Annotated in this window: 18 protein-coding genes; 7 read left to right on the top strand and 11 right to left on the bottom strand. The window is 45.2% G+C overall.

Annotated features, from left to right (window positions below):
• Window positions 1–98 precede the first annotated feature (98 nt).
• The 4 genes from OCV56_RS11090 to rlmA form a co-directional block, all read right to left on the bottom strand.
• Window positions 99–1,985 carry a BCCT family transporter gene (locus tag OCV56_RS11090; RefSeq protein ID WP_086712974.1) on the bottom strand — a complete coding sequence of 629 codons (1,887 nt, stop codon included), beginning with the start codon at window positions 1,983–1,985 and terminating at the stop codon, window positions 99–101.
• A gap of 122 nt (window positions 1,986–2,107) precedes the next feature.
• Window positions 2,108–2,461, bottom strand: coding sequence for a hypothetical protein (locus OCV56_RS11085; protein WP_086712973.1), 354 nt, complete (start codon window positions 2,459–2,461; stop codon window positions 2,108–2,110).
• Window positions 2,462–2,726: 265 nt separating this feature from the next.
• Window positions 2,727–3,686, bottom strand: coding sequence for a ChaN family lipoprotein (locus OCV56_RS11080; RefSeq protein ID WP_086712972.1), 960 nt, complete (start codon window positions 3,684–3,686; stop codon window positions 2,727–2,729).
• Window positions 3,687–3,761: 75 nt separating this feature from the next.
• Entirely contained in the window at window positions 3,762–4,577 is an 816-nt protein-coding gene (gene rlmA / locus OCV56_RS11075) for a 23S rRNA (guanine(745)-N(1))-methyltransferase (RefSeq protein ID WP_086712971.1), read from the bottom strand.
• 206 nt (window positions 4,578–4,783) lie between these two features.
• Here rlmA and OCV56_RS11070 point away from each other — a divergent pair, with 206 nt between their 5' ends.
• Window positions 4,784–5,752, top strand: a complete 969-nt coding sequence (locus OCV56_RS11070; RefSeq protein ID WP_086712970.1) for a nucleoside hydrolase — start codon at window positions 4,784–4,786, stop codon at window positions 5,750–5,752.
• Window positions 5,753–5,854: 102 nt separating this feature from the next.
• Here OCV56_RS11070 and OCV56_RS11065 read toward each other — a convergent pair whose 3' ends face one another.
• A complete protein-coding gene (locus tag OCV56_RS11065; RefSeq protein WP_086712969.1) occupies window positions 5,855–6,739 on the bottom strand; it encodes a D-hexose-6-phosphate mutarotase in 885 nt (294 codons plus the stop codon).
• 241 nt (window positions 6,740–6,980) lie between these two features.
• Window positions 6,981–7,976 carry a type I glyceraldehyde-3-phosphate dehydrogenase gene (gene gap / locus OCV56_RS11060; RefSeq protein ID WP_017056468.1) on the bottom strand — a complete coding sequence of 332 codons (996 nt, stop codon included), beginning with the start codon at window positions 7,974–7,976 and terminating at the stop codon, window positions 6,981–6,983.
• A 319-nt stretch (window positions 7,977–8,295) separates the two neighbouring features.
• Here gap and msrB point away from each other — a divergent pair, with 319 nt between their 5' ends.
• A complete protein-coding gene (msrB, locus tag OCV56_RS11055) occupies window positions 8,296–8,733 on the top strand; it encodes a peptide-methionine (R)-S-oxide reductase MsrB (RefSeq protein WP_086712968.1) in 438 nt (145 codons plus the stop codon).
• A 173-nt stretch (window positions 8,734–8,906) separates the two neighbouring features.
• Here the strand turns inward: msrB and OCV56_RS11050 are convergent, their stop codons facing one another.
• A complete protein-coding gene (locus OCV56_RS11050; RefSeq protein ID WP_086712967.1) occupies window positions 8,907–9,713 on the bottom strand; it encodes a DUF2989 domain-containing protein in 807 nt (268 codons plus the stop codon).
• 113 nt (window positions 9,714–9,826) lie between these two features.
• Between OCV56_RS11050 and OCV56_RS11045 the strand changes: the two genes are divergently transcribed.
• The gene (locus OCV56_RS11045) at window positions 9,827–10,108 is read left to right on the top strand and encodes a YeaC family protein (RefSeq protein WP_010437067.1); all 282 of its coding nucleotides are present in this window, start codon (window positions 9,827–9,829) and stop codon (window positions 10,106–10,108) included.
• 145 nt (window positions 10,109–10,253) lie between these two features.
• Here OCV56_RS11045 and ansA read toward each other — a convergent pair whose 3' ends face one another.
• Entirely contained in the window at window positions 10,254–11,270 is a 1,017-nt protein-coding gene (ansA, locus tag OCV56_RS11040; RefSeq protein ID WP_048611533.1) for an asparaginase, read from the bottom strand.
• Between the two features lie 118 nt (window positions 11,271–11,388).
• Window positions 11,389–13,239 (bottom strand): signal peptide peptidase SppA, encoded by a 1,851-nt coding sequence (sppA, locus tag OCV56_RS11035; protein WP_086712966.1) that lies wholly within the window; start codon window positions 13,237–13,239, stop codon window positions 11,389–11,391.
• Window positions 13,240–13,518: 279 nt separating this feature from the next.
• Here sppA and OCV56_RS11030 point away from each other — a divergent pair, with 279 nt between their 5' ends.
• The 3 genes from OCV56_RS11030 to OCV56_RS11020 all read left to right on the top strand — a co-directional run bounded on the left by OCV56_RS11030 (window position 13,519) and on the right by OCV56_RS11020 (window position 18,377).
• Window positions 13,519–15,528, top strand: a complete 2,010-nt coding sequence (locus tag OCV56_RS11030; protein WP_167373163.1) for an NADPH-dependent 2,4-dienoyl-CoA reductase — start codon at window positions 13,519–13,521, stop codon at window positions 15,526–15,528.
• Window positions 15,529–15,736: 208 nt separating this feature from the next.
• On the top strand, window positions 15,737–16,285 hold the full coding sequence (locus OCV56_RS11025) for an NAD(P)H nitroreductase (protein WP_086712965.1): 549 nt from the start codon (window positions 15,737–15,739) through the stop codon (window positions 16,283–16,285).
• Between the two features lie 115 nt (window positions 16,286–16,400).
• Window positions 16,401–18,377 (top strand): DNA topoisomerase III, encoded by a 1,977-nt coding sequence (locus OCV56_RS11020; protein WP_086712963.1) that lies wholly within the window; start codon window positions 16,401–16,403, stop codon window positions 18,375–18,377.
• 18 nt (window positions 18,378–18,395) lie between these two features.
• Here the strand turns inward: OCV56_RS11020 and OCV56_RS11015 are convergent, their stop codons facing one another.
• Together OCV56_RS11015 and OCV56_RS11010 are read right to left on the bottom strand one after the other, a co-directional pair.
• A complete protein-coding gene (locus OCV56_RS11015; protein ID WP_086712962.1) occupies window positions 18,396–19,397 on the bottom strand; it encodes a DUF3080 domain-containing protein in 1,002 nt (333 codons plus the stop codon).
• Window positions 19,398–19,404: 7 nt separating this feature from the next.
• Window positions 19,405–20,091, bottom strand: a complete 687-nt coding sequence (locus OCV56_RS11010; protein WP_086712961.1) for an SDR family oxidoreductase — start codon at window positions 20,089–20,091, stop codon at window positions 19,405–19,407.
• Between the two features lie 261 nt (window positions 20,092–20,352).
• Here OCV56_RS11010 and OCV56_RS11005 point away from each other — a divergent pair, with 261 nt between their 5' ends.
• Complete coding sequence (locus tag OCV56_RS11005; protein ID WP_086712960.1) at window positions 20,353–21,273, top strand: histone deacetylase family protein; 921 nt, start codon at window positions 20,353–20,355, stop codon at window positions 21,271–21,273.
• Window positions 21,274–21,300 lie beyond the last annotated feature (27 nt).

Genomic DNA, 21,300 nt, shown 5'->3' with positions numbered 1-21,300 from the left:
CTCAAATTTTTAGAAATGCATAAAAAAAGGCTCACATTTCTGTGAGCCTTTGTCGTATTTAGGAGGGTCCAAATCAATGGACTGCGTCATGGCTAATGTCAAGCAAGCGGTAAGTCTGCAACCACCTGGTTGAACGTGATACGAGCATTCTGAGCTTGCTCAGATAACTCGATCTTTTTCGCTTGTGCGGCACTAAGATTACTCTCGGCCTGCTCAAGTGCTTGTTGTAGGTTCTCTGGTAACTCGTGAGTTTCCATTTGTGAACCTTGTTCTAGCACATAAGCGCGAATTTCTTTTTTCACTGCAGCGAGTTCTGTGTAAGCAACACGCTCAAGTTCTGCGGCTTCTTGTGCTGCATCTCTTTCTTTCTCAAACTGAGCCAGCGCCATACCTTCAGCAGACCATGGATCCATGTCTGGCAGTTCTTCGATGTTAATCGTTGGTTCGATGTATGCGTCTTGATGGCGCAGGTCGAGGTTAGTTGCACGAACTGCAGAGATCATCAGCATCACAGAGATAGCCAATAGCGGTAAACCACCAACAATTGCTGCGGTTTGTAGCGTACTTAGGCCACCCAAGAACATCAGAATCGTTGGTAAGAACGACAGAGTGAATGCCCAGAACATACGGTTCCAACGCATTGGCTCTTCAGTTACGTTGTTTTGAACCACAGACGCAAGGATGTATGAGATGGAATCAAACGTCGTTGCTGTAAAGATAATACAGAGCAAAGTGAATACCGCGATGACTAGAGTGCTCATCGGCAGCTGCGCTAGCATCGAGAAGATCGCTTTTGTTGCGCCTTCTGCATTCAGGATAGCAACTACATCTAGCTCACCAGAAAGTTGCAGTGATAGGCCGTAGTTACCTAAGATCATGAAGAATAGGAAACAACCTAGAGAACCAAAGAAAATCGAACCTGACACCATTTGCTTGATGGTTCTGCCGCGAGAAATACGCGCAACAAACAGACCCATACTTGGTGCAAATACTAACCACCATGCCCAGTAGAAAATCGTCCAGTCTTGTGGGAAGTGAGTGTTTTCGAAGGTACCGTAGCCACCAAATGGTTCAGCCCACGTTGCCATCACGAAGAAATTAGACAGTAGACGACCAATTGAGTCTAAACCTGTTTCTAGCATGAAGATTGTTGGACCAGCGATCAGAACGAAAGCCAGTAGACCCATCGCACCCCAGAAGTTGATGTTACTTAGGATCTTGATGCCTTTTTCCAATCCGGCATAAGAAGAGTAAGCAAAAATCGCAGTACAAACTAAAAGCACCATCACTTGAGTTAGGTTGTTTTTAGGTAGACCGAATAGGTGATTCAGACCTTCAGTAATAAGAGGAGCGGCTAAACCTAATGTTGTCGCTGCACCGCCAAGTAGACCGAAAATGAATAAGATATCGACGATTTTTCCAGGTACGCCTTTACTGCGGTGTTCACCAAGAACTGGCATTAACGCGCTAGAAATCTTTAGAACTGGCTGTTTACGCACATAGAAGAAGTAAGCGATAGGAATCGCTGGGATCAGGTAGATAGACCAAGCGATTGGCCCCCAGTGGAACAAACCGTAAGTTGCAGCCCAACGAACCGCTTCTTCACTGCCGGGTTCTAGTTGGAAAGGCGGTGATTGGTAGTAGTAAGCCCACTCAATACAGCCCCAGTACAAGATACTTGCACCGATACCGCCACAAAACAGCATTGCAGCCCATGATGCTGTTTTAAACTCAGGCTCTTCATCGGCATCGCCCAGTTTAATTTGTCCCATATCACTGAACACAACGTAAACCATAAATGCACAAGCCGCGAGACCTAGCGCAAGGTATAGAAAACCAAGTTGGTCAGTCATGAATGTTTTCGCAATCGCAATCCAATCTGCACCTTGAGCTGGAAACAGAATGAGCGGGAAAACTATCGTGAGGAGTAGTGCAATAGCACCAAAGAAGGTTGGCTTATCGATAAGCTCAAAAGTGTTTTTCACGAGTATTATTCCATTAAAATGAGAGCGAAATTATGGAATGAACTCGTTTTTTAGACCAAATCAGGTCTGTTATCGTGACGACAAATCGCTTTAATGTTGAGGGGGCGGTAGCAGGGAGAAAGTTAGATTAAAGCGAGTAGGATGCCACCAACGGTTGCCGCTGCGGATAAGTATTGCCCTGCTGAATAAGAACCATCGTCCTCTTCTTCAATCTTATCTGGGTGATCCATGCCTAAGGCGCCGTGAGCGAATGATTCAACCTTATCAGTAACGGTTTCGTTTTCAGCTTCGGCTTTCTTGGCTTCTTTATCGATTTCTTTAAGTGCAGATAATAGGGCTTTGCCTTCATCAGAAAGCTTAACGGTATTTTGCTCAACCTTAAGAGGTGCAGGCTTTTCAGCTTCAGTGCTTTTAGCTTGTGCATTCATTTGCGAAGGTGAATACAGCTGAGTATTACTCGTTCCTACTGGCGTCATATCGCTCTCCTTACCTATCCTTAAATATAGTATCGGCAGAGGTGTGAAAAACTTGTGCAATTAATCATCGATAGTGATGTTTTATATTCGCACATTACATTTTCTTCTGCTTGGTTAAACTGCCTATTTACTAAGCAAGTCCTGTGCCGATAAGAATGTTTGATTTTAGATAGAGTTAGGATGAATGACGGGAACGTGATCGAGTTCTGACGATGGGCTAATTATCTAGGATTAGCCCAACGACTCTTTAGCTTAGAAGAATGGTTTAGTCACACTCTAGACTAGCACTGCGTTTTGATAGGTGTTTGTATGCCTTCATTCGGTTCTCTTTCTGAACAAAGCGCGCCGGTGGAGAGAGTACTTTTAGTTGGTAATCAGTAGCATCCGATGAGAACTCAGCAACCGGGCTGATAACTGCCACTTTTAGATCCGGGTTACGACGTAGAATCGAAGCCGCCGTGCCTAAACCTCCTTCTGTGTGGAACTTGCCTGCTACATGAATCACTTGTTTATCAGGGTTAGATGCTAGGTAGTTAACAATTGATTCAGCCATGGTTTCGTCCCAAGTAACCTGAGCGGCAAACTGCTTTTCTGTTTGCTCTGGCGTACCGTGATGCATGGAAGCCATGAACTTTTCTTTGTAAGGGCTATCGCCAATATTAACCTCAGTCGCAACCCAATCTCGTTGTTCTGAAGAAAGCTGTTCTAGGTAAGGTAATCCCTTACGGCCAATACATTGAACGAAGGGCTTTGGAGCGTTTGCTGCGATAACATCTATATCATTCGCTTTAGCAAACTCAACCAGTGCGCGGTAATCACTTTCGTAATTTGGCCAAGCAGCTGCCTTGGAGATAAGCACTTGCTCACCAATCTCACCGTTTAAGTATTGGTTTAGCGTGTCTTGATGTTCTCGAGTGAATTGTTCCATTGAAAGCGCAATGTTTGATGTTGCGTTGCGGCGCGCTTTTAAGAAGTCGGTTTGGAAACGATGAATTGCCGAGTGAGTGTGCCATTCGCCAATAAGAACCACATCAGCCTCAATCAGCTGCTCGGGTAAAGCATTGAGAGAAAGCGTTTCGCCTTGTGGAGAAGCAAACTGGTATTCATAGAATGTGGAAACGGTTTCCGTTTGCGTGTTAGTCACTTGTTGAGAAGTGCTGTTTGAAGGTTGATTAGCACAAGCCGTAAGCAGGGTAGCTAATCCGATAAGAATAATACGTTGCATGAAATGCCTCCTTGAAGAACACGCATACTAAAGGAGGCAAGATGAGATTTCAATGCAAACGATAATCAATATCAGTTAAACCTGTTTGCGATACACTCTCAGCATAAAATCCGCTTCACAGTTGAATTGCTCTGCGTTTGTGAGTTGTTGTTTAAACTCCTCAGTTGCTTTCCAAGCAAACGGCGTCATCTGTAGCAGGTCGAATGCATCTGACCCCGATAGTTCCATCATATAGTTTAGCTGCTCTTGGTGCTCAAGAGTAAAACCTTCGATCACTTCAGGGTCTTCATCGTGTAAGCGAACGCCATCATAAATAGCATCACGCAGTTGGTATAGGTGTCGGCTGGCTGGTGTTACGGTGATCACGACGCCACGGTCTTTGATGGTGCGTTGCAGCTCTTCAGCCTTGCAAGGCGCGTAAATGCGTAGAATGCCGTCTAAGCTGTTTTCAGCAAAGGGTAGACGATGGCTAGAAGCAACAGAGAAGTCGACAGCAGGGTAGCGTTTAGCGGCGTATTTGATAGCAATCTTAGAAATGTCTAGGCCAAAAATCGCGCCGTTTTGATTTTGAAGATTCAAGGCGATTTCGTTGGTGTAATACCCTTCACCACAGCCAATATCCAACAGGCTAGGATCAGTATCTGGCAGGTAGCTTGAGCATAAGCCGACTACCGCTTGGCGCATTGGATCGTAATGGTTGCCTTCAAGGAAGCGACGACGCGCCTGCATCATCTCTTTATTGTCACCTGGATCTTTTGAGCGTTTGTGGTGTGCGGGCATCAAATTGACATAGCCTTCTTTCGCTAGGTCGAACTGATGGTTCTTTTCACATTTAAACGTACGATCGTGTTGAGATAAAGGTTGGTGACACAAAGGGCATTGGTAGTGCATGACGATCTCAGAGCATAGAGTAGGGCGGCAAATTCTATCAAAAAGGTCTCCGCCAAGCTAAACAAAAAAGCCGTCAATAAAGGCTAAGGAAATGCTGAGCTTTTCGGCTTACTACAATAAAAATCATTGCTTCGGTTTAGGTCACGTTTATCTGTGATTTTTCTGGGTATTGTTCATTCTTTCCTAGCGTTGAATAAGAAAGTGATATGAAAAAGAAAATCATTCTAGATACTGATCCGGGCATTGATGATGCAATGGCAATTCTATTTGCAGAAGCTCACCCAGAGATTGAGCTGATGGGTATTACTACGGTTTATGGTAATGCAACGATAGAGAACGGTACTCAGAATGCGCTTTATTTGAAGCAAAAGTTTGGTATGAATGCGTTTGTGGCAAAGGGGACCGATAAGCCTTTAGTAAGAGATCCAGTTGGGGCAACCGTGGTCGTACATGGCGAAGCCGGTTTTGGTGATGTGAAAGCGCCAAGCTCGTTAGATGTTTCAGCGATTGAGAAGCCAGCTTATCAGTTCATTATCGACAGTGTTAGAGCTGAACCGGGAGAGATCACTCTTGTGGCTGTAGGCCCTCTTACTAACCTTGCGCTTGCTCTGGAAGCTGCCCCTGAAATCGTCGACTTAGTAAAGGAAGTGGTCATTATGGGTGGCGCATTTGGTGAAAACGACCATAGAGGTAATGTGACTCCATTTGCGGAAGCAAATATACACGATGACCCTCATGCTGCAGACAAGGTATTTACGGCATCATGGCCTGTGACCGTTATCGGGCTTGATGTGACAGAGGAGAGCTTCTTTACTCGCCAATACCTTGATGACTTGAGAGATGAAGCTGGAGAAGTAGGGCAGTTCATCTGGGATGTTAGTCGTTACTATTTGAAGTTCTATTCGGAAAAAGTGGGAATGGAAGGCTGTCATGTTCACGATCCATCAGCCATTGCTTATGTCATCCAGCCTTCTTTGTTCGAATGTCGCAGTGGTGCGATTAGAGTGGTCACTGATGGCCCTGCGGAAGGTATGACGATCCAGAAAAGCGACCAGCGTAGTTACATGAATGATGAGTGGAGTTCATTCCCGGCGCAGAAGGTCGGCGTTAAAGTAGACGATGAGGCGCTGTTGTCACTCTATAGAGAGACGTTAGTTCGATATTCCCAGAGTTAAGCTTGATCGTTAGCCGATTGACAGCAATAAAAAGGCCGGAGTGAACCGGCCTTTAATGTATCTTGCGTAGCGAACTGATTACTGAACAGGATTCTGAACAGGTTACTGAACAGAAATCGTTGTAATCAGCTGGTGGCTTTCGCCAGGCTGTAGTGTTTTTCCTGCCTCTAGGCTTGGTGCATGCAGTGTTGATTCTACGCAAAGCATGGTTAGGTAACCGTCGTCTTGCATGTCACCCATACCAGCAGCACCTTCTGCCCACGGGTTCCACAAAACTGCAGAGTTATGGCCTTGGTTTTCAACCGATAGAGTACGCTCAAGTTTTTTGTCCGCAACCAAGATTTGAACTTCTGGTTGAGTGTAAACACGGTCAATGGTATCGGTTAGTACAAGCTCAGCACCGCCTTGGCAGATCTTGCCACCTTGTAGGCTATCGATGTACTCAGCACCCATACCTGTGGTCGTTGTGCTGTGGATATCGCCAACGTTTAGGTAAGTGTGCAGCGCGCCAGAGAAAGTCCATGGTTGCGAATCTGTGTTTTTCACATCTAATGTTACTTTCAGCTCATCGCCAATCTCAACATTCAAACGTGCATCGAACTGATGAGGCCATACTGCTAGAGTCTCTTCACTTGGCTTCAGACCTAAGCTAACAATCACGCCAGCTTCACTTTCACGGTGTTCAACCAACTGCCATTCACTTGAACGAGCAAAACCATGCGCAGGTGCTGCAATGCGACCAAACCAAGGCCAGCATACTGGAATACCACCACGTAGAGCAGTTTTACCGTCGAATTTAGCCTGTTGGCTCATCCAGATAAGGTCTCCTTGACCTTGCGGTTGGAATGACACCACATGGCCGCCAAACAGCGAAATCGCTGCGTTTGCTTTATCGTGGATAACGCGAACCAGTTTTACACCTTCATGTTCAACGATAGTGACGTTGTCAGAAAGTACAGCGAGTGCAGGTAGAGTAGATAAATCCATTACATGATCCTTCTAAGGAAATTGAATTCAAATGCTGACTAGAGTGATGCTTTTTTTTCATGATTAATAAGCAGAGTCAGTATTAGAATTGAATTTTGCGTTTGGGCTATCTTGATGAACTAAGGCTGACGCGGTTTAAAAGATAGCAGGTATTAAAAAGGCGACACTAAGGTCGCCTTTTTCAAAGTCTGCTCAAAACAGTCTTCGCTAATGCTTATCTAAAGCTATTTCTAAAAAGAAATTACTTAGAGATGTGAGCGATTAGGTCTAGAACTTTGTTTGAGTAACCGATTTCGTTGTCGTACCAAGATACAACTTTAACGAATTTGTCAGTTAGAGCAACACCAGCTTTAGCATCGAATACTGAAGTTTGAGTTTCGCCGATGAAGTCTTGAGAAACAACTTGGTCTTCTGTGTAACCTAGAACGCCAGCCATTTCGCCTTCAGAAGCTTCTTTCATTGCAGCACAAATTTCTTCGTAAGATGCAGCTTCTTTTAGGTTAACTGTTAGGTCAACTACAGATACGTTAGCAGTTGGTACACGGAAAGCCATACCAGTTAGAAGGCCGTTTAGTTCTGGAAGAACAACGCCTACAGCTTTAGCAGCACCAGTTGAAGATGGGATGATGTTTTGAGAAGCACCACGGCCACCGCGCCAGTCTTTAGCAGAAGGGCCATCTACAGTTTTTTGAGTTGCTGTAGTAGCGTGAACTGTAGTCATAAGACCAGACTCAATGCCCCACTTATCGTTAAGTACTTTAGCGATAGGTGCAAGACAGTTAGTAGTACAAGAAGCGTTAGAAACGATGTCTTGACCAGCGTAAGATGCTTGGTTAACGCCCATTACGAACATTGGAGTTGCATCTTTAGAAGGACCAGTAAGAACAACTTTCTTAGCACCAGCAGTGATGTGCTTACGTGCAGTCTCGTCAGTTAGGAAAAGACCAGTTGCTTCAGCAACTACGTCTACGTCGATAGCATCCCACTTAAGATCTTCTGGGTTACGTTCAGCTGTAACACGTACAGTTTTACCGTTAACGATTAGGTTACCGCCTTCAACTTCAACAGTACCGTTGAAACGGCCGTGAGTTGAGTCGTACTTAAGCATGTATGCCATGTACTCTACGTCGATTAGATCGTTAATACCTACTACTTCGATGTCTGCACGCTCTTGAGCTGCGCGGAATACGAAACGGCCGATACGGCCAAAACCGTTAATACCTACTTTGATAGTCATTGTAGTTGCTCCACAACTTAATTTCTGATTAAAGATAACTGGTAGTAAAATTACAGAATCCAGTATACATCTGCAATAGATAATCCGACTTAACTTGTTTAATGTCAAAAAAAAGCGACGCTTTTCTTAACAATTGGGTGTAAGTGGTTGAAAATTGACCATTGCAAGTGGCTCTGTACCCTTCCAGTTGGGTAAAATACCCCTAAATGATGATTCACTTATGAGTGTATATGTACAATGTTTCCTGGTGAGAAAGTATGTGCTACAAAACGACTCATATGCAAGCCTTTATAGAAAAAAGTAAATATAATAACTGAGAATGTGGAGAGATATTAACGTGATTCAAAAGGGAGGAAATATGATAAAGCCTGATGAATACTGGCGTGAGCGCCTAACGGACGACGAATTTGCAGTGTGTCGTGAGCGTGGTACTGAAGCCCCATATAGCGGCAAATTACTGCATAACCATAAGACTGGCGTCTATAGCTGCACATGCTGTGAAAGCCCTTTATTTCTGTCTGATAATAAATACGATTCTGGGTGTGGTTGGCCAAGCTTTGATGCACCAGTGAATGATGAAGCAGTACGCTATATAGAAGATCTAAGTCACGGAATGAAGCGTGTAGAGATCCGTTGTAGCGCCTGTGATAGCCATTTAGGTCACGTTTTTCCTGATGGACCGAAGACAACTGGCGAACGATTCTGTGTTAATTCGGTGTCGTTAATTTTCAACAAAAATGACGAAAGTACGAAATAACTTGTAACTATTGTCTAATCCTTACATATCGCATTTGTCGATTTAGGAATGCTGAACGGCCCAAGATCTCAGAATTAACTCTAGTACAAATAAAAACAGCTACCAGAAAGGTAGCTGTTTTTTTGAAAGCTGATAAATCGGAAGATTAAATTAGAAAGCAAGAAATGATGCGATCAATAACTTGGGACGATCGCTGGGCTGTAGACCCCATCCTCAATAGCTTCGACAATTTTGTCTGCGTCTTTATCTAACTGTTTGTATTTTGAATCTTCAAAGCGATAGAGAACGGCCAGTTCCGCTTCTGATGCAATTGGTACATCAAACTCTTTGGCAACCATCGCCCAGACATACGCCTTTTCCATATGGCCCAAGCTGTGGTTGATGCTGGCCATTGACTTAAAGATCTCTGTATTGACGGCAGAGTTGCTCGATAGCGTTAAGGCATTATTAAGTAGCTTAAGTGTTTTAGCATGATCTCTGGTGGTATAGAAGGTAGCTAAGGCATATTGCATCTCTGCCGTGTTTAACGCGTCTGTGCCTTCCAGTTGTAGGAAACTGCGTCTTGCGTTGGTGTCTCCAGTTTGCGACCACAAGAAGTAAAGTGTTTCCGGTGTATCAGATTGCGATAGCTCACCAACAATACGCTCAGACTCTTCAATACTGTGCATTAAAGAGGTAAAGCGGCGCTCTTGCAGTTTAGATTGGTCAATAGTTTCGATCTGAGCCGCGAGCTCTAGGCACTTTTTGTAGGCAGTGACTAATTCGAATTCTTTAATTTTGTTGATTTCGGTGGGTTGCTTCTGAACTTCAAATCGATGCCAGATGAGGTCGGTACGTGCGACACGACATTGCCCATCGTTCATGTTCAATTGTTCACACTGAAGGCCCGGGTTACTTTGGCACAGTTGATCGGTATTTTTGTTTCCTTCAAGACACCCAACCAGAGTGAAAGGCAATAGGCTAATCGCCAACCATTTCATAATTTTCATATTCCTTCACTTGTGATCAAATGCACTTATTATCGGTCAGGTTCTTGACTCAATTCTGTTACGAGTTATTTTCTGGTGAAAATTGTTAAAACTAAGGCTCTACCATGGATGCAGAACAACTTCTTAGCGCAATGACACCCGAGGTCTACGAACGTTTAACTTACGCAGTTGAGACGGGTAAATGGCCAGAAGGAACAGCGCTTTCTAAAGAGCAGCGCGATTCGTGTATGCAGGCGGTTATGTTATACCAATCTAAACATAACTCTGAAGCTCAACACATGACAATTGCCGCTGGTGGCGAAATTAGCTTTAAGTCTAAATCTGAACTCAAAAAACAGTTTAAGTCAGATCAAGAAGACATTGTGAGAGTTAACCCAAATCATTAGGCTTTAAATTACAACAAAGGGGTGGCGCAGTGCCACCCCTTTTAGTTTAACTCGTTTATTTATAAGTAATAAAACGATTTAGTTCACGTTAAGTCGCCGTTACGTTGATAGCATAACTGGGTTTAACGTGTATCCTTTAACTGTTTTATAAGCTCATCTCACCACGTAACACTTGTTGCATCTGAGTCTTCACTTCTTCGTAGCCTAGGTTTTGGCTTAATAGATAATGTAACTTCGCCAGTGCCGCTTCGGGTGTCATATCATAACCACTGACAACGCCCGCTTCAGCTAACGCACAACCTGTCGCATAACCACCCATGTTCACTTTACCTGCCAAACATTGAGTTAGGTTTACCACAATAACGCCGCGCTCTGAGGCATCTTTAAGGTGCTGAAGCAATTCTGGGTTCTGTGGAGCGTTACCAACACCAAAAGTAAGCAAAATCATCGCATTAACAGGCTGCAGTAGCGTGTTGCGAATCACTTCGTGTGAGATGCCTGGGTACATTGTGATTACGCCGATAGGTTGCGGGGTAATGTTATGAACCTTGAAAGCACCTTCAGGTTGTTCGTTTACCTTTACGTTATTGCTAAGTTGGATATTGATACCCGCTTCTAGCAATGGGTTTAGGTTTGGTGAAGTAAATGCATTGAAGCCATCTGCGTGTGATTTAGTGCTGCGGTTACCACGCATCAATTTGTTGTTGAAGAACAGTGTCACTTCGTTGATTGGGTAGTTTGCTGCAATATGCAGTGCATTTAGCAAGTTTGCTTGTCCGTCTGAGCGAAGCTCTGCTAGTGGAATCTGAGAGCCCGTAACAATCACAGGTTTGCCAAGGTTTTCAAGCATGAAAGACAGTGCAGAGGCAGTATAAGCCATAGTGTCTGTGCCATGAAGGATAACGAAACCATCGTACTTATCGTAGTTCGCGCGAATATCATCAGCGATAGTCTGCCAGTCAAGTGGCGTCATATCTGAAGAGTCCATTAATGGAGAGTATTCGTGAATGGTGTACTCAGGCATCTCTGGGCGATGGAATTCAGGCATGCCAGCTAGCTGCTTGTCCATGAAACCTGCAACAGGAACATAGCCGTGGTCAATAGACTTCTGCATGCCAATTGTGCCGCCGGTGTACGCGATATAGATGTGTTTTCTTTCCATGGCGATTAATACTTAGTGTGATATAGGGAACAGGAGGGCGATTATAGCGAATTATCATGCAATAAAAAGAGGTGCCTCACACAGAGGCGCCTCTTGGTTACAAAGCGTTGAGCTTATCTTATTGAACTTGGCAGTTTAAGCAAAAAGCGTAACGGCCTTGTGGGTCGTTAAAGTTGCCTAACAGTTGGCTATCTTGAGCTAACTGTTGAGTAACAGGCTGTAAACTGCTTGGTATCATCGATTGAATATCAAGGCCTACCGACATCTGAACTTGGTTCATAAATTCTTGAATAAACTGCTCAGTGGCTGAAAGTGGCTCTTCTACCCAGTAAATGTTGTAGCTTTCAAGCTCTGCAAGTGAAGCTGCTGCTGCAATCGCATCGTCAAAGTCACCAATCTCATCGACTAAGCCTTTCTGCATCGCATCTTGACCGGTCCATACTCGGCCTTGAGCGATCTCATCGACAGCATTCACGTCCATGCCACGATTTTCTCCAACCAAGCTGATGAAACGGCGGTAACCATTTTCAATACCCATTTGGAAGGCGTCTTTAGCGCCATCAGTTAAACCAGTAGTGATACCAAGGCCAGAGAAAGGGGACGTGCCCACGCCATCGGTGTAAACGCCGATATCGTTCAAGCCTTTCTCAAAGGTCGTGATAACACTGAAGATACCAATCGAGCCTGTTAGTGTGGTCGGTTGAGCTAAGATCTTGTCTGCGCCCATCGATATCCAGTAACCACCAGAAGCCGCAAGGCTAGACATAGAAACCACGACAGGTTTACCCGCTTGTTTGATCGCTTCGATTTCATTGCGAATAACTTCAGAAGCAAATGCACTGCCACCAGGGCTGTCTACACGAAGTACAACTGCTTTTACTTTGTCGTCGTTACGAGCTTGGCGAAGTAGGGCTGCAGTGGTATCACCACCGACTGTGCCACGAGGTTGTTTGCCATCCATAATCGCACCGCTTGCCACAATCACAGCAACATCGTGTGATTCAGTGTTCATGTCTGGAAGCATAGTGGTACGATATTCGTAGTAACCAAACGCGTTGTAGCTGTCTTGACCGTCACTGCCGAACACGTCTGCGAGCTCTAGTCGAACTTGTTGGCGTGTCGCTAATTCATCCACTAAGCCAAGTTTTTCAGCCAGTTTGGCAATGTCACCGTCTACAGACTCAAGTTCTTTCAAGAACGTGTCCATGCTTGGATTCAGTGTTTTAGCATCGATCTGACGGTTGTGGCTGACGTCGTCAACATACGCACCCCACAGTTGATTTAACCAACGAGATGCGGATTCTTTCGCTGCATCCGACATGTCGTTACGAATGAAAGGTTCGATAGCTGATTTGTACGTACCCACACGGAATACGTGCGTGTTTACATCGAGTTTCTCTAACAAAGTTTTGTAGTAAAGCGAATAGGCGCTGTAACCTTTTAGAAGCACACCACCATCAGGCGACATGTATACCTTTGTTGCGTAACTTGCTAGGTAGTATTGGCTTTGGTTGTAAAAATCACCTACCGCATAAATTGGCTTACCCGCCGCTTTGAACTCATTCAACGCTTTAGCAATGTAACGAAGCTTAGTCAGGTTGGTTTCTGGTAGCTCTTTAAGTGCTAATACAATACCCGTTACGTTCTCGTCATCTTTGGCATAGCGAATTGTTTCAACGATATCAAACAGAACATTCTCTTTCGGAAGGTCTTTGCCAAGCAGTGAACCTGTCACGGAATCCATCGGGTTGATATAGCGGCTTTGTTCCACAATAGGGCCAGATAAGTTAAGCACCAAAGCGGATTGTTGTGGAACAGTCGGCTGAGCCGTATCTGAGTGGAAGTACACAAAGTAGATGATGGCAATACTGAGTAAAAAGATGATGTTAACAAGCGCAAGACGCACAAACGTAATGAGCTTCCAAATCCCTTTAAAGATCATACCTATAAATTTGAATATTTTTTTCATTCTGTCTCCGCAGTGAGATCACGTCGCTTTAACAAGCCGTAGTACCATTAATCTCAATAATATGAACTGCTTAGTATCCTACGATAATTCCCAAGCTCAAACTACACCAAGAATTGTTAATCGATATATATTCTCATTAAGTGTAGTCAAATTAAGGGCTTCTGAACGATTAATACGCTCTGCATTATGATCGGTGTTACAAAAATGTAAACGGTTGTTTGAACTTTTGGTAATTGAACTATACTGTGGTCAGACCACAAGGATAAAATAATAGAAGTGATGTCTGCCATGTACCCACATTTACTTGAACCACTCGATCTTGGATTTACTCAGTTACGCAACCGTGTGTTGATGGGATCAATGCACACAGGTTTAGAAGAAAATAAAGAAGGTCTCCACAAACTCGCCGCGTTTTATGAAGAGCGAGCGAAAGGAGGCGTTGGCCTTATTGTTACCGGTGGTTTCTCTCCTAATTTACGTGGCAGATTAACCCCATTCAGTGCTGAATTCAGTAAAGTAAAGCATGCCAAAGCGCATCAAGTTGTTACCGAAGCCGTCCATAAGCACGGCGGTAAAATTGCGCTTCAACTATTGCATGCAGGTCGTTATGCGATGCACCCATTCGCGCAAAGTGCTTCCGGTATCAAAGCGCCAATCGCTAAGTTTGCGCCGAGTGAGATGAGTCCTCGTCAAATTAAAAAGACCATCGGTGCCTTTGCCAATAGTGCGGAGCTAGCTCAGGTTGCTGGCTATGACGGCATTGAGATCATGGGCTCGGAAGGTTACTTGATTAACCAATTCATTTGTAAGCGTACTAATATGCGTTACGACGAATGGGGTGGCTCTTACGAGAAGCGTATGCGTTTCCCGTTAGAGATTGTTAAATCGATTCGCGAAGCGGTAGGTAAGGATTTCATTATTATTTTCCGTTTGTCGATGCTTGATTTGGTTGAGCAAGGCAGCACGTTTGAAGATGTTGTTCTTTTGGCTCAGAAGCTAGAAGAAGCGGGCGTGACTATCATCAATACCGGTATTGGGTGGCATGAAGCGCGTGTTCCGACTATCGCAACACAAGTACCACGAGGCGCATTCTCTTGGGTGACGGAAAAAGTAAAACCATATGTGTCGATCCCTGTCGTCACTTGTAATCGAATCAACACGCCAGAAGAGGCAGAACGTATTTTGAGTTCTGGTCAGGCCGACATGGTTTCGATGGCTCGCCCATTCTTGGCGGATCCTGACTTTGTTAATAAAGCGGCTCAAGATCAAGCACAGTTCATCAATACTTGTATCGGTTGTAACCAAGCCTGTCTGGATAACGTGTTTAAAGGTAAACGCGCGAGCTGTTTGGTTAACCCACGCGCTTGTTACGAAACCGAAATTGTTGTTCAGCCAGCGCAAGCGACTAAGACTATTGCGATTGTGGGCGCAGGCCCTGCAGGTTTAGCTTGTGCGACAACACTAGCGCAGCGTGGACACAAGGTTGACTTGATTGAGAAAAATGACCGTATCGGCGGCCAGTTTAGATTGGCAATGCAGATCCCGGGCAAAGAAGAGTTCAGAGAAACGATTCGTTATTTTGCTAACCAAATCGACGCATCGGGCGTGAATCTGAAACTGGATACCGAAGCCACGTTTGAGATGCTGCTCAAGTACGATGAAGTCGTGATGGCGGCCGGTGTAGAACCAAGAAAACTGAATATTGAAGGTATTGATCATGAGAACGTGGTGGATTACCAAACCTTGATTCGCGAAAAGACACCAGTAGGAGAAAAGGTCGCGATTGTTGGTGCTGGTGGTATCGGTGTCGATGTGGCAACCATGCTCACCGAGCCGACGTCACACAGTCTAGACGATTGGCTGCATGAGTGGGGTATCGATAAAAATATGGAACACCCAGGTGGTCTGTACCCTTACCCTGACTCATTCAGCGATAAAACCGTTTGGGTAATGCAGCGTAAAGCGGGTCGTGTTGGTAAAGGCCCAGGCAAAACCACAGGTTGGATTCATAAGCGTACGCTAGAAAAACGCGGCGTGAATCTATTGGGCGGCGTGAGTTACAACAAAATTGATGACCAAGGTCTGCATATCAGCGTTGGTAAGCAAGATCAGGTGTTAGATGCCGATTCCGTTATTGTGTGTGCAGGTCAAGTCTCGGTGAGACCGTTTGAAGATATGTGGCAAGAGTTCGGTGGCAAACTGCACGTGATTGGTGGTGCTGATTATGCTGGTGAGCTAGATGCTGTGCGCGCTATCCGTCAAGGTGTTGAGCTAGCTATTAAGTTATAGAAACAGTTATCAAGCCGTAATCTTATCGGTAGATATGCTTATCTAATCTGCCTAGCTAGATGTTTGCACAAGGCTCCTAAGTCGTAGATTTAGGAGCCTTTATTGTGTCCAATCTAGGCCAAATGAGGAGTCGTTGAGATTTATTATCGTTTGTATTCTGTGCTAAAGTTCAAGTATATAAATAATAAAGAAATAGTAAGGACTTCAAATGGATGCTTTGGATCTATTGCTCAACCGACGCTCTATCGCAAAACTCTCTGATCCAGCACCTGAAGGTGTCGCGTTAGAAAATATCATTAAAGCGGGCTTGCGTGCCCCTGACCACGGTGCACTCACACCATGGCGCTTTGTTATCGCGCAAGGTTCAGGGCTACAGAAGCTGTCTGATATCTTGGTTCGTGCCGCTGAAGCGGAAGAAAGCGAAGAACCAGTGATCGAGAAAGTGAAAAAGGCGCCGTTCCGAGCTCCTATGGTTATCACTGTAATTGCTAAAGTCACCGAGCACGAGAAAGTACCAGCGCTTGAACAACACCTTTCTGCAGGCTGCGCGGCGCAAGCGATGCAAATGGCGGCTGTTGCTCAAGGTTTTCAAGGCTTTTGGCGCTCAGGTAAATGGATGTTCCACCCAGAAGTTCACCAAGCATTCGGCCTAGAAGGCGACGACGAAATTGTTGGTTTCCTATACCTAGGCACTCCAGGCTGTACGCCAATGAAAGTGCCAGAGCGTGACTTCTCTAAGTTTGTTGAGTTCTTGTAAAGAAAGCTGAAGCTTGAATAGTGGAATGCTAACTGTATAAACAACCAGTTTTTCTTGATTTCTAGGGGCCACATTAGATAATGTGGCCCTAATTGTTTGTAGCATCTGGAAAAACATGTCTCGCCTTATTATTGCTGAAAAACCAAGCCTCGGCCGCGCGATCGCCGCTGCATTGCCTAATCCACAGAAGAAAGACCAAGGGTTCATCAAATGTGGTAACGGTGATGTGGTGACTTGGTGTATTGGACACTTATTGGAACAGGTTGAGCCGGATGCTTATGACGACCGATACAAGAAATGGAACTTGGCCGATTTACCTATCGTGCCAGAGCAGTGGCAGCTAAGACCGCGCAAGACATCCAGTAAACAGCTCACGGTGATCCGAAAGCTACTGAAGGATGCGACTCAAATCGTTCATGCAGGTGACCCAGATAGAGAAGGGCAGCTTTTGGTTGATGAAGTGATCGATTACTGCAAAGTATCTAAGACTAAGAAAGAGTCGATGGAAAGGCTGCTTATCAGCGACTTGAACTTACCTGCCGTAAAACGTGCGCTCTCTCAAATGCGCAGCAACCGCGATTTTATCCCTCTTTCTGTTTCAGCATTGGCACGCTCTAGAGCCGATTGGCTGTATGGCATGAATATGACTCGCGCTTATACCTTGCTTGGTCAAAAAGCCGGTTACCAAGGCGTATTGTCGGTAGGGCGTGTGCAGACACCAGTACTTGGTTTGGTGGTGAGACGTGATGAAGAAATCGAAAACTTCATTCCAAAAGATTACTTCACTTTGCATGCCTTGATTCCTTACCAAAATAACGGACAGAGCTTTGATATTCGTGCTCGCTGGAAACCAAGTGAAGCATGTAAGCCGTGGCAAGATGAAGAAGGTCGTGTGCTCAATCGAAAGTTGGTTGAAAACGTCGCACAGCGAATTGCGAACCAACCTGCAACCGTTATAGAGTCTGAGCAGAAGCAAAGTAAACAAGCTGCGCCACTTCCTTACTCTCTGTCTGCCTTACAGATTGATGCCTCTAAACGTTTTGGTATGAGTGCTCAGCAGGTGTTGGACACTTGTCAATCTTTATATGAGAAGCACAAGCTCATTACTTACCCTCGCTCTGATAGCCGATACCTGCCTAAAGATCACTACTCGCAACGAGAGTCAGTCGTCGATGCCATCGCTAACAATGCGAAAGAGCTACAACGTGGTGCTCAAGGTGCAGATCTCTCACTGAAATCAAAAGCATGGAACGACAGTAAGGTCGATGCTCACCACGCAATCGTCCCAACACCGAAGAAATCATCGGTGAATGGTTTGTCTGCGAATGAGATGAAAATCTATCAACAAATCGCTCGCCAATATCTGATGCAGTTCTACCCACCGGCTGTGTTTGCGGATGCTAAGTTAGTTTTTGATATCGCTGGTGGTGTGTTCATCGCGAAAGGACGTCAGCTTATCAACCCAGGCTGGAAAGTGTTGATGGGCAAAACGGACACCGAAGAGAAAGGTGATGGTACTGATACGGTTCCACCGCTAGAGAAAGGAACTGTGTTGACCTGCCGTGAAGGTGTCATCGGTGATAAGAAAACCGAACCACCAAAGCATTTCACTGAAGCGACATTGCTTCAAGCGATGACAGGTATCGCGCGTTTTGTTGCGAACAAGGACCTGAAAGCTATTTTGAAAGAGACTGATGGTCTTGGGACAGAGGCGACTCGTGCGGGCATTCTGGATACGCTATTCAAAAGGCAGCTGCTAACGCGCCAAGGTAAAAGTATTCACAGTAGCCCAGCAGGTAGAGGCTTGATTCATGCCCTACCTGAGGATTCGACCTTTCCAGACATGACAGCACATTGGGAACACCAATTACAAGGTATGGCTGAGCGTAACCAAGCGTACCAACCTTTCATGCAAGCGCTAGAAAGCAAGATTGATGGCTTAATGGGGAGAGTGAAAACAGGGGAAGTGCCGGAATCACTCCGTCATCTTCCTAAAGTCGAAAGACCCGCTTTTAAACGTCGTAAAGGCGGTGGAGCGAAGAAGTCTTATACCAAGAAAGGTACGTACGCTAAGAAGGGCGCCAAAAGCTAAGACTTATTGAGGTTAGGATTAACGTCCGACCTTGCGGCCACAACGCTTAAACAACTGTTGCCAATAGTCGACATGGCGACGAGTTGATGCTCGAAAAGCTTGATGTGCATCTTGGATGGGGAAGTAGTAGCTGTGCAGTTCTGGTTGAGCATCAAACATTGCCAGCTGCGGAGCGAGCTGTTGATAATAGCCATCGAGTTTCGCCATGTACGGCTGTACCTTGCCAATATATTGTTGTTCGAATACGTTGTTGAGGTAACGGAACTTAGTGGTGTCTCGCTGCTTTCCGCAGATGATGTTGGCATCAAAAGTAGTGAGTTGTTTGGTAATGGTATCAAGCTCAACCGACGCGCGAGCAAGCGAATAATACAGATCCCCAAGGGTAGAGCTCTTCTCTAACACCTCTTGCACCTTTGTAGTCTTACCCGAAACAAGTGGTGTATTTAACGATTGGTTAAGATGCTCTAAGGCGTCGCTCGTCTGTCTTACTTGTTGACCAATATTATGACGCAGCCACTGACTACCCCGCATTTGTGACTGCATCGCATCGCTAGCATAAATCAGGTTCCATTGATGCAGTGGAAATTGTGCGAGCTTTTGTTGTTCGATCCCTCTCAAGAGTTCGATGATCTCTGGGTCTAGCTCATCACTGGATAAGCACTTGCCCACGCCTTCGAGTAGAGCAACTTGATAATCGTAATTGCGGAACTCGTCCGCGACTTTTCCCAGCACTGAGTTACGCTCAGCAATCAGGTTGAAAAGTCCACACCGGCGAAGCTGATAACTGTCGATGAGCCCAATAGAAAGTGATGGGACGTTTAACAATAACTCTCGCTTTCTTGGTACCCCCTCAAACTCCCATTCTTGTTTGAGCTCCTCAGCATCTTGTACTCTGGCTACCTTGGTCTGATAGTCATCGAACAAGTCTCCAGGGCCTTCCCCAAAACATCCTCCGAGCACCACAGTGATTAAAAGCAGTGGTGAGCGTTGTACGAAGTTTGTAAGAAGGCGAAGATTCATGGGTTACCTACCAGTCTATTTCACTGCCATCGAAGTTGAAGAAGTGACCACTTACTTCAGTGCTGGCAGATTCGATGACTTTAATAAGACCAGACGCTGAAGTATCTGTGTCAATAAGGGCATTAGGACCGCCCATTTCTGTCTGTACCCAGCCTGGGTGCAGTGCTAATACCGTAAAGCCGTTGCTGGTCAGATCGTTGCCTAAACTTTTTACTACCGAGTTGAGAGCCGCTTTAGAAGAGCGATAGATGTAGCCTCCGCCAGAAGTGTTTTCTGCCATGCTGCCAACTCGGGAAGACAAGCAAGCTATCTTTTTCACGTCACTGTCTTCTAGCATAGGAAGAAGTGTTTCAACCAGCTTCAATGGCGCAATGGTGTTGACCTCAAAAACGCGTCGCCACTCTTCTACATCGGTGTTACCCAGTCCGTAACCTTTAGGGCCGTAATAGCCTGCATTGTTAATCAGAATATCAATGCGCTGTATTTGAGCAGGTAGCCTGCTGGTGGCTTGGTAATCAGTGATGTCTAATTGAATGCAGGTCAAGTTGCTGTGGTGTTCTGCGAGTGCCAGTAACTCATGTGCCGATGAGGTATCACGATAGGTAGCATAAACGATGTGATTGTCTTTTAGGTATTGCTGAGCAAGGCTTAAACCAATGCCTCGGTTTGCTCCAGTAATAAAAATAACGCTCATGGTGATTCCTTTTCAGTTCAATTAGTTAAGTGTGATGGCTTAACACCAGAAAATCAACGACCCACCAACTGGCCATTAGCATTCCGACAAAAATCATTACTGCTGTCGCTGAGCCACAGATCACCCCAAGGGTAAGTATTAGGTTTTTCATTACTTTCTCTGAACACACTTAAAGATAATGATAATTGTTATCATTAATTTGGGTTGTCGCCAAGTCTGAGGCTGTTATGATTTTGAGAAAGATAAGCAATTAACTCGATTATGATTCCTTTAATTTACCACCCAATTTATTCGCAGCTGCCTTTACCAGAAGGCCATCGTTACCCAATCAACAAATACCAGTTGTTACATAGCGCGGTTGAGGCGCTAATGGATAGCGATCCACTCTGGAAGAATATGTTTGAAGTGTTTGAACCAAAGCCGGTGTCGGTTGAACAAGTCAAACAGGTCCACGACAGTGACTATGTCGATTTGCTTGTTTCTGGTAGCTTGCCGGCGGCGAAGATGAGACGTATTGGGTTTCCGTGGAGCGAACAGTTGATTGAAAGGACGCTCTATTCAAGCGGCGGCACCTGCTTAGCAGCTGACATGGCCATTGAGAGTGGTTTGGCAATTCACTTGAGCGGAGGCTATCACCACGCGCACCATGATTTCGGCAGCGGATTTTGTTTGTTGAATGATTTGGTGTTAGCAGCAAAGCATGCACTTACCTTTGAGCAGGTTGATAAGGTGCTGATCGTAGACAGTGACGTACACCATGGCGATGGTACAGCGACACTCTGCCAAGAGAGCGATGAAATCATCACTTTGTCATTCCACTGCGACAAAAACTTCCCAGCAAGAAAGCCATTATCGGATCTGGATGTGCCATTAAGTCGCAAAACGGAAGATGAAGAGTTTCTGCGTTGTTTTGAGCAAGTGACTAAGCTGGCGATTGCGCATCACCAACCTGATCTGATCATTTATGATGCAGGGGTCGATATCCACCAAGACGATGAGTTGGGTTACTTGAATGTATCGACGCAAGGGATCTTTGAACGCGATTGCTTCATGATTAACTTAGCAAAATCAGAGTCTATTCCAATGGCGTGTGTTGTTGGGGGAGGCTATCGTACCCAACACCAAGATTTGGTACCGATTCACATGCAGCTTTTGAAAGCAGCACTAGCCATGAATAGCTGACCTGCTGAGCCAGGTTTTCTTCAGATA

Source organism: Vibrio gigantis, assembly GCF_024347515.1.
GTDB lineage: Bacteria > Pseudomonadota > Gammaproteobacteria > Enterobacterales > Vibrionaceae > Vibrio > Vibrio gigantis.
Note: the sequence above shows the minus strand (reverse complement) of the source record. Positions and strands in the feature narration are given on the sequence as shown.